Raw genomic sequence first — 256 nt, 5'->3', positions numbered from 1 at the left:
TTCGACGAAGGAACACCATTTGCTGACAACGATGCAAACAACGCACCAGTTGAAGGAAACACAACGCCAGAAGAAGATGCAGATGCTTCTAAGGCACAAGATGGTGACGGAGTAGACAACGATGTAGATGACTTCGACGAAGGAACACCATTTGCTGACAACGATGCAAACAACGCACCAGTTGAAGGAAACACAACGCCAGAAGAAGATGCAGATGCTTCTAAGGCACAAGATGGTGACGGAGTAGACAACGATG

Annotated in this window: 1 protein-coding gene; it reads left to right on the top strand. The window is 47.3% G+C overall.

The features are described 5' to 3' along the window. A partial coding sequence (locus H7198_RS06925) for a hypothetical protein (RefSeq protein ID WP_274459009.1) occupies window positions 1-256 on the top strand: 256 nt, incomplete at both ends.

The sequence above is a fragment of the Fructobacillus sp. CRL 2054 genome, from assembly GCF_028764065.1.
GTDB lineage: Bacteria > Bacillota > Bacilli > Lactobacillales > Lactobacillaceae > Fructobacillus.
The sequence above is the reverse complement of the archived record's forward strand: the minus strand, read 5'-3'. Positions and strand labels throughout refer to the sequence as shown.